At 62.4% G+C, this 9,853-nt stretch carries 5 protein-coding genes; 4 read left to right on the forward strand and 1 reads right to left on the reverse strand.

Translation table 11 applies throughout. The annotated features are described in order from the left end of the window. The first annotated feature begins 83 nt into the window (after positions 1 to 83). Together AC11W3_RS17820 and AC11W3_RS17825 are read left to right on the forward strand one after the other, a co-directional pair. Positions 84 to 3,044, forward strand: a complete 2,961-nt coding sequence (locus tag AC11W3_RS17820) for an ATP-binding protein (protein ID WP_484093478.1) — start codon at positions 84 to 86, stop codon at positions 3,042 to 3,044. Positions 3,045 to 3,166: 122 nt separating this feature from the next. Then, entirely contained in the window at positions 3,167 to 4,780 is a 1,614-nt protein-coding gene (locus tag AC11W3_RS17825; protein WP_484091565.1) for a methyl-accepting chemotaxis protein, read from the forward strand. Between the two features lie 75 nt (positions 4,781 to 4,855). On the opposite strand, the gene AC11W3_RS17830 is transcribed toward AC11W3_RS17825, so the two are convergent. After that, entirely contained in the window at positions 4,856 to 5,350 is a 495-nt protein-coding gene (locus AC11W3_RS17830; RefSeq protein ID WP_484091566.1) for a hypothetical protein, read from the reverse strand. Positions 5,351 to 5,965: 615 nt separating this feature from the next. Between AC11W3_RS17830 and AC11W3_RS17835 the strand changes: the two genes are divergently transcribed. Next, complete coding sequence (locus AC11W3_RS17835; protein WP_484091567.1) at positions 5,966 to 7,747, forward strand: transporter substrate-binding domain-containing protein; 1,782 nt, start codon at positions 5,966 to 5,968, stop codon at positions 7,745 to 7,747. A 237-nt stretch (positions 7,748 to 7,984) separates the two neighbouring features. Next, positions 7,985 to 9,394, forward strand: a complete 1,410-nt coding sequence (locus tag AC11W3_RS17840) for a sigma-54-dependent transcriptional regulator (RefSeq protein ID WP_484091568.1) — start codon at positions 7,985 to 7,987, stop codon at positions 9,392 to 9,394. Positions 9,395 to 9,853 lie beyond the last annotated feature (459 nt).

Consider the following 9,853-nt stretch of genomic DNA (forward strand, 5'->3'; position numbering starts at 1 on the left):
CCCTAGCCCCTGATTAGTCGGAATAATGGTGGGGCGGTTCAGGCTGGCCTGATCGAAGAGGTAGAAGGTAAGGATACCTGCAGATGTCACTAAAGCTAAACCACAGCCTCAGGATGACCATGGGGATCGGCCTCGCGCTGATCCTTATGCAGGGCGCCTTGTCCTGGATCATCGTCAACAGCTTCCGCACCGCGATCATGGAGAATGTGGAGAAGCAGCAACTGGCCCTGGTCAACACGCTGGCCCATGACGTTGACGACAAGATCAGGGACCACCTGCGCCTGATCTCCAGCCTGGCCATGGAACTGGGGGTCGATCACTTCGGGAACCTGGGGGAAGCCCGCGAGTTCGTGGAGCGGCATGGCAAGGTCAGCTCCTTTGACCACGGCATCTTCCTTTTCGACGCCGAGGGGAAGCTGCTGGCAGCCCATAGCCATCGCAGGGGGACGCCGCTCGGTGACGATTTCTCCGGCCGGAGCTACCTCAAGGAGGTAATCGGCAAGCGGCGCGCCGTCGTGTCGGAGCCCTACATCTGCAGCGTCAACGGTGACGCGGTGGTGATGTTCGCCGCCCCCGTGGTGAAGGGGGGACGGCTGGTGGGGGTGCTGGGCGGGGCGCTCAACCTCCTCCACGACAACTTCCTCAGCAACATCGCCCAGGCCAGGATCGGGAGCGGAGGGTACCTGTACCTCTTCGGCCCGGACCGGACCATGATCGTCCATCCGGATCAGCGCAGGATTCTCAAGGCCGATCCGGCTCCCGGCGTGAACCTCCTGTACGACCGCGCCCTCTCCGGCTTCGAGGGAAGCGGCGAGACCGTGACCTCCGGCGGGGTGAAAGCGGTCACTTCCTTCAAGGCCCTGCAGGGAGCACCCTGGATCCTGGCGGCAAACTTCCCCGTCGAGGAGGCATACCGCCCGCTGAGGAAGGCGGTAAGGAACCTGCTGCTGGCCCTTTCCTTCACCGTGGCCGGCTCCGGCGTCGCCCTCTACCTGGTCGCCCGCCGCCTCAAGGGGGAGGTGTCGCTGCGGGCCGAGGCGGAGGACTACGCGAGGCTGATCCTCGATTCGGTCGATGAAGGGGTGCTGGGGATCACCAGTTCGGGAACGATCAGCTTCGTGAACCGGGGCGCCATGGCTCTGCTCGACTACCAATCCGCCGGGGAACTCCTGGGCCGGGACGCCCGGGAGGTGCTGCACCGCACCCATCCCCGGTGCCTCAACTGCAAGGAGGGCGAGTGCCGCATCTATCCCGCCTTCGCCGCCGGCACTTCGCACTACTCGGACGACGAGCGCCTCTCCAGGAAGGACGGCTCCTGTTTCCTCGCCGACTTCAGCGCCATCCCGGTATGGAGCGGCGAGAAGCTGCGCGGGGCGGTCATGACCTTCAGGGACACATGGGAAGCCAGGGAGACCGGGGCGCGCCTGAGACTGCAGTCCGCCGCCCTGGAAGCCGCGGCCAGCAGCATCCTGATCGCCGATCACGACTCCAGGATCATCTGGGTCAACCGCGCCTTCACCCGGCAGACCGGTTACTCGGCTGAAGAAGCCCTGGGCCGGAACCCGGTCTCTCTGCTCTCTGCCGAAGAGGCCTCGAACTTCGTCGAGGATCTGGTGCTGACCCTGGGCGAAAAGCGCCCCTGGCACGGGGTCATGTCCAGCCGCCGCAAGGACGGGACACTCTACGACGAGGACGTCAGCATCACCCCCCTTCTGGACGAGCAGGGGGAGATCACCCACTTCATCGGGATCATGCCGGACGTCACCGAGAGAAAGCGCTCCGAGGAGGCGCTCCTGCAGGGCAAGCGGGCACTGGAGGGGGCCAACCGCCGGCTGACCGAGGCCATGGACCGGGCCCACGAGCTGACCGTGAAGGCGGAGCGGGCCAGCAAGGCCAAGAGCGAATTCCTGGCCAACATGAGCCACGAGATTCGCACCCCGATGAACGCCATCATCGTGGCGGGCCATCTGCTGGGGGAGACCGAGCTGACCTCCCGGCAAAACGAGTACCTGCAGACCCTGACCATCTCGGCCGAGTCGCTTTTGGGGATCATCGACGACATCCTGGACTTCTCCAAGATCGAGGCGGGCAGACTCGAGATCGAGAAGGTGAACTTCGCCACCCGGCAGCTGGTCGAGGAGGTGGTGACGGTCTTCCGCATGAGGGCCCGGCAGAAGGGGATCGAGCTGGCCGTGGAGGTGGCGCCGGAAATGCCGGAATGGCTGCTGGGCGACCGGCTGCGCCTGACTCAGGTACTCAACAACCTCCTCGGAAATGCCCTCAAGTTCACCATGGAGGGATCGATCTCCCTGCAGGTGGCGGTGGCCAGCCGCAGGGGGCGCGAGGTGGAACTGGAATTCTCGGTGAGGGATACCGGAATCGGGATCAGCGCCCAGGACCAGGCCCAGCTCTTCCAGCCTTTCACCCAGGTCGACGGGTCCAATACCCGCACCTATGGCGGAACGGGACTGGGGCTCGCCATCAGCAGGAGGCTCACCTCCCTGATGGGGGGGCGGATCTGGTGTGACAGCACTGCCGGCGTGGGGAGCACCTTTTTCTTCAGGGTCCCCTTCATCGCCGGCGAGGAAGGAAAGACGCCAGACTCCGGCAGCAAGGCTTCGGCCGGGAGCCGTTTCGAAGGGCAGCGTATCCTGCTGGTGGAGGATAACGTCTTCAATCAGCAGGTTGCGGTGGCGCTGCTGCAAAACCGGGGTCTGGAGGTCACGGTGGCCAGCAACGGCGTCGAGGCGGTGGATCTGGTCAGCCGGCTCGATTTCGACCTGGTGCTGATGGATATCCAGATGCCGGTCATGGACGGGCTGACCGCTACCCGCCATATCAGGCAACTTCCCCGGGGCGGCGTGGCCGCTCTCCCCATTCTGGCTGTTTCGGCCAACGCCGCCGAGCAGGACGTGAAGGAGAGCCTGGAGGCGGGGATGAACGGCCACATCACCAAGCCGTACGACCCGATTGCACTCTACCGCGCCATCGAGCTCTGGACCGGTTTCGCGAGTGGCAAGGTCGGTGACTGCAGAAGCGGGTAACCGGGGTGGCTGGCGCCGGCACCGTCTCGGAGCGGGATCGGTGCGATCTCGAAGATAGGACATTCCAAAGCTGCGGGGAGACCCGCTTGCTAATCAAGGTTCAGGGGAAATCAGGAGGTTTCATGAAAATAGGTATCCGTCTGGCAGGCTGCTTTGCCGCCATTCTCATCATCATGCTTGCGGTCTGCGTCTTCTCGGTAAACAGGCTCTCCTACATCAACAAGAAGGTCGATGTCATAACCGGTGACAAGTGGCCCAAGGTGGTCATGCTCACCGAGGTGAACGACAACATAAACGTGATCGCGCGCTGCATACGCAACGCGATCATCAGTGAGGACCCGGTCGAGATGAAAAAGGAGCTGGACCGTATCCCCGAACTGAGCAAGACAACGGTGCATAACTTCGAAGTCCTGGAAAAAACCGTGGAAAGCGATGATGCCAAGGCCGCCCTCAAGGCGATCAGCGCCTGCAGGCCGGGGTACAAGGCGCTGCAGAAGGAGGTCATCGACGACATCCTCTCGGGCCAAAAGAAGGAAGCCATCGCCCTCATCAACGGAAAATACCGCGACGCGCAGATGGTCTACATCAAGGCTGTGAAGGACATGATCGACCTTCAGTCCAACCACCTGCTGCAGGCGGGGAAGGACGTGAAGCAGGCGACCGATTCGACCCGCAACCTGAGCATCGTTCTTTCGGCCATAGCGATGCTGCTGGGTGGTATTTTCGGCTACCTTGTCACCAGAAGCATCACCCGTCCCGTTTCCGAGCTGGTCAAGATGAACTCGCGTCTGGCGGAAGGGGACCTCACCGTGAAGATCGACCTCTCCGGCAACGACGAGATCGGGCTGCTGGCGGAGTCGTCCCGCAAGGTGGTGGCCAGCATGAACGAGATCCTGAAGAAGGTCGCCGCCACCTCGGGCGAGGTCGCCGCCGCCTCCCAGCAGCTCCAGTCTACAGCCGAGCAGATCGCTGCCGGGGCGGAGGAAGTGGCAGCCCAGACCACCTCGGTGGCCACGGCCAGCGAGCAGATGGCCGCCACCAGCGGTGACATAGCCCACAACTGCAACCTGGCCGCGGAAAGGTCCAGGCACAGCAGCGCTTCCGCGACCAGGGGAGAGGCGGTGGTGCAGGAAACGATCTCCGGCATGAGCAGGATCGCCGAGCAGGTCAAGGAGTCGGCCAAGACCGTGGAGAACCTGGGGGCGCGCTCCGAGCAGATCGGGGAGATCGTGGGGACCATCGAGGACATCGCCGACCAGACGAACCTCCTGGCGCTCAATGCCGCCATCGAAGCCGCCCGCGCCGGCGAGCAGGGGAGAGGGTTCGCCGTGGTAGCCGACGAGGTCAGGGCGCTGGCGGAGAGGACCACCAAGGCCACCAAGGAGATCTCCGACATGATCCGTGCCATCCAGAAGGACACCAAGGTGGCTGTCTCCGCCATGGAGGAGGGGGTCAGCGAGGTCGAGAGGGGAGCGGCCAGTTCCGAGAAATCGGGGGAAGCATTGAGGGAGATACTCCATCAGATCAACGAAGTGACCATGCAGATAAACCAGATCGCCACCGCCGCGGAAGAGCAGACCGCCACCACGGGGCAGATCACCATGAACGTCCAGCAGGTGACCGAAGTGGTCCACGAAACCTCGCAGGGCGCCAGCCAGACCGCGACGGCCTCGGCACAACTGGCCGCGGACGCGCAGATGCTGCAGACCCTGGTGCACAGGTTCAAGCTGGCCTGACCGGCAGGGGGGAAGCAGAAAAAGAAAAAGGCGGCCCAGCGGTCGCCTTTTTCTTTGGTGGTGCCGTTGTCCCGATCAGATGAGTCGCGGCACCGGGAGACACCCCTCTTCCTCCAGGGCACGCAGGTAGGCGCTCCGCAGGTCCACGAAGGCGTGCGAGAGGCGGTCGATCAGGGCCTTGTGGCTGCACCCCACCAGCTCCAGCAGGCCGTTTTGCTTAGTGGAGATGTAGCGCTCTATCTGGGCATACCTGCGGTTGATCTCGATGTGGTTGTGCCCGAGCGCGTGGTTCACCAGGCTAAGGGTGGCGTCGGTGACGAAAACGTCGATGCCGTAGATGGCCGCCACCGCGGGACGCTCCTTGAGCCTGAAGACCACCCTGATCTCGGGGTAGGGAAACTCGATGCCGGGAAGGTGTTCGGGGCCCAGGAAATGGGAGGCCGCTATCGGCAGAATTTCTATGCCGCAATCGAGGAGGGTGGAATCGATGTCGACCGGAGTGTGGGGAGGGAGTTTCTTGGCCGCGCGAGCGAATCTTTCGCCATGTTCGAGATAAAGGGCGAGCTGCATATGACCACCTGTCCGTGTTGTTGTTGCCAGCCGGGCCGGTTCTCCTCTCATTGAAGGAGCCGGTTTGAATCATCGCCCCGAGAGCCCGGCGGTCTCAGTGCTCATGGACGTAAATCTACCAGACCTTAGGCAAAAAACAAGAGTGATATCGGCGGCGTCGAGCCCTAAATCGGATGCCCCCCAAGTTCGTGATCGCACGTGGTGATGTAGTGTGAAAAGCCGCAGCTCCGCGTGTCCATGAGGCCGGCGCTCTTAAATAAGCATCAGCTTTATAATGATGCCTTGCAACCGTTGGCACCGGCGTCTCGTCATGCAACCGTTCGCCCTGAGCCTGTCGAGGGGCGTCTCGCAATGCAACCGTTGGCACCGGCGTCTCGTTATGCAACCGTTCGCCCTGAGCCTGTCGAAGGGCGCATTTTCTGCGCCTTCCATGCCGCCGTCGGCAGCATTGCCAGCCTTCGCCCTTCCCGTGGCAGCGGCAACACCTGAGGGGGACGAAAGATGGAGAGTCCACCGTTCCGCCTGGGGGGTCGTAACCTTTGTTGACTTCCTCGCCACTTATGTGGAATTATTTGCTGTCCCCTGCGTCATCACCCACCCCTTAAGGTATTGCCTGTGCGCCTCACCAACAACCGATCCGACTCCCTGCGCCCGGCCTGGTATGCATCCGCCTGTGCAGTTTCGCTCCGCCGCCTGCCGCTGGTCCTTTTCGCCGTGCTGGTGCTGCTCAATGTCCTCGCGACCGGTGCCGGGGCGGAGAGGGGGCAGCCCGCCACGATCGTGGTCGGCGGGGACTGGAACTATCCCCCCTACGAATTCCTGGATAAGGACGGCAAGCCCGCCGGATTCAACGTGGAGCTCACCCGCGCAATCGCCGAGGTGATGGGTCTCAACGTGGAGATCCGCCTGGGCTCGTGGGACGGCATGCGCCGGGCCCTCGACGGCGGGGAGGTCGACATCGTCCAGGGCATGGCTTACTCCAACGAGCGCACCCGCGAGGTCGATTTCTCCACGCCGCACGCCATGCTTTACCAGTCGATCTGGACCCGGAGGGACGACAGGCGGATCAGGTCGGTCGAGGATCTGCACGGCAAGGAGGTCATCGTGATGCGTAACAGCATCATGGAAGACTTCATGCGCAGCTACGACCCGAAGGCCAAGGTGATCCTGACCGATACCCTGGCCGAAGCGCTGCGACTTTTGAACAGCGGCAAGCACGACTGCGCCCTTGTTTCGAAGCTGGCCGGGAAGTACCTCGAGAAGGAACTGGGGCTCAAGCGGATCGTCCCGGTGGCCAAGCCCTTCATCATCCAGCAGTATGGCTACGCCGTGAGGAAGGGGAACGTCGAGCTCCTCGGGAAGTTCAACGAGGGGCTGGCGGTCCTGAAGCGCTCGGGCCAGTTCCAGGAGATCCACGGGAAGTGGCTGGGCGTACTGGAGTCACAGCCCGTGTCCTGGGAGCGGGTGGCGCGCTACGTGGCGCTGGTGGCGGTGCCGCTGCTGCTGATCCTTTTCGGAACCCTTCTCTGGTCCCGCATGCTGCAGAAGGAGGTCACTCAGCGCACGCGCGAACTGGCGCGGGAGGTGGCGGAGAAGCAAAGGGCCCTTGAAGAGTTGCGGCTGCAGCAGGACCAACTGGTCCAGGCGGACAAGATGGCCTCGCTGGGGATCCTGGTGGCGGGGGTGGCTCACGAGATCAACAATCCCAATGCGCTGATCCTGCTGAACCTGCCGCTTTTCGACGAGGCGTACCGCTTTTCGCTGCCGATCCTGGATGAGTGGTACCGGGAGAACGGGGATTTCACCCTGGGGCGGCACCGCTATTCCCGGCTGCGCGACGAGCTCCCGCTGATGCTGGCCGAGACCCAGGACGCTGCCAAGAGGATCAAGAGGATCGTCTCCGAGCTGAAGGACTTCGCCCGCCGGGACAACTCCGACCTGACCGAGAGTGTGGAAATTAACGTCGTGGCCCAGGCCGCCGTGCGACTGGTCGAGAAAGCGGTGGCCAAGAACGGCCATGAGCTGCAGGCGAGCTTTGCCGACGACCTGCCGCCGGTGATGGGGAGCGTCCAGCGCATCGAGCAGGTGATAGTCAATCTCCTCCTCAACGCCTACCAGTCCCTGGAAGGGAAGGGGCAGAAGGTTTCCATCGTCACCTCATGCGAGGATGGGCGGGTCCTCTGCATGGTGCACGATGAGGGGAGGGGGATCTCGGCGGAGCATCTGCCGCGGCTGACCGATCCCTTCTTCACCACCAAGCGAGAGGATGGCGGGACCGGTCTGGGCTTGTCGGTGTCCGATCGGATAGTGAAGGAGCACGGGGGGAGCCTGACCTTCGACTCGGTCGTTGGGGAAGGCACCACCGTCACCCTGTCGCTCCCGGCCGTCACAGTTTAACTAACCTTCCTCTAACGTTTAACAGACTCCCTCTAACGTCCGGCAGGGTCGGGCTTGCGCGCCGAAGGGCGCTTCAGCCCGCAGGCGCGGAGAGGGAGCAATGGCCGTCATTCCCGCGGGTTTAAGCGGGAATCCAGGGCTGGATCCCCGATAGAGGCACTCGGGGATGACGCTGAATCCGAAGGCCCCTCCACCCGCCGGGCGAGGGGATTTATTGCTGCTAAAGGATCAATTGTTATGCCCGAAGCTCTCTACCCTGCTTTTCGAGTTCTCCTCGTGGACGACGAGCCGCCATGGCTGCGCAGCCTGAGTATGATGCTGGAAGGCCCCGGCGTCATCAGCAACATCTCGCAGTTGAGCGACCCCAGGAAGGTACTCGACTTCCTTTCGCAACAGGACGTCGGTCTCCTGCTCCTCGATATCACCATGCCGCACATTTCCGGTGAAGAACTTCTGGCCGCCATTGCCGAGGAGCATCCGGAGATCTCCGTGATCATGCTTTCCGGGATGAACCAGATCGAAACCGCCGTCCGCTGCATGAGACTGGGTGCCTTCGACTACCTGGTCAAGACCGACGAGGAGGAGCGGATACTGGACTCGGTGCGCCGGGCCATCCGCATGCAGGAACTGCAGCGGGAAAACAAGGAGATGCGGCAGCGCTTCCTCAATGACCGGCTCGAGTGTCCTCAAGCCTTCTCTTCGATAATCACCAACAACAAGACGATGCGCTCCATCTTCCAGTACATCGAGGCCGTGGCCAAGAGCACCCAGCCCATCCTGATCACCGGGGAAAGCGGCGTCGGCAAGGAACTGGTCGCCCGTGCAGTGCATACCCTCAGCCGCGGAAACGGCCCCCTGGTTTCAGTGAACGTGGCGGGGTTGGAGGACAGCGTCTTCACCGACACCCTGTTCGGCCACCGCAAGGGCGCCTTCACCGGTGCCGACGAGAACCGCAGCGGGATGGTGGAGCAGGCCGCCGAAGGGACGCTCTTTCTGGACGAGATCGGTGACCTCTCCCTGTCCTGCCAAGTGAAGCTTTTGCGCTTGCTGCAGGAGGGGGAATACTACCCGTTGGGAAGCGACATGGCCAAGCAGCTGAAGGCGAGGATCGTGGTGGCCACCCATCAGGATCTTTCCGAAAAGCGCGACAGCGGCGCCTTCCGGAAGGACCTCTACTATCGTCTGCGCGCCCACCACGTGCACATCCCGCCCCTTCGCGAGCGCAAGGACGATATCCCGCTCCTCCTCGACCACTTTCTCGCAGAGACGGCCGCCATCTTTGAGAAGAAAGTCCCGAGCTACCCGAAGGAACTGATAACCCTGCTCAGCAACTACACTTTCCCGGGGAACCTCCGCGAGCTCAGAGCCATGGTCTTTGATGCCATGAGCGTGCATAACTCCCGGATGTTGTCGATGAACACCTTTCAGTTGGCCATGGAGCAGAGGGGAGAACGGGCGACCGTGCATCCCAAAGCGAACCATGAGAGCCTCTTCGCCGGATGGGAGGAGATCCCGACCCTTTCCGAAACCGTGGAGCAGTTGGTGGACGAAGCCATGCGCCGCGCGGACAACAACCAGTCCATAGCATCGAGGCTTCTGGGCATCTCCCAGCCCGCGTTGAGCAAGCGCCTCCAGCGCCGGGGGTGAAGATGCCGCTTCGTTCCCCCCCTTTGACCTTTCATCTTCATGGCTTCACCCGCATCTCACCTCCAAAGCAATCCCCCCCGCCCCCCTTTATCAAGGGGGGAAGTGGATAGAACCTCCTCAAGCGAGGGGGAGATAAATGGATCTCCAACTGGGGAGAGATAGAACCTCCTCAAGCGGGGCGCGTTCCCGGCCTCAATGGGGTATAACTTTCATTATTTTGACGACAAAAGTTATACCCCCTCCATAATCCCCGTTGTGTAAACATTATCCTGACAGCCCCAGACCCCGCAGCGACAGATGTTATACCCCTTCGTCGTCTCCGCCTGATCTTTCCTTCTAATGAAATCGAAGATTTAAGCTCCCGTTTCACCAGTTGGCACCGCCATTGCTATAACAGCCTGTTTCGTCGCGCCCCTGAACACCGGGAGGAGGCGATGCCATCCGGGGGAGAGAATTCCC

This window comes from Geomonas sp. (genome assembly GCF_056994735.1).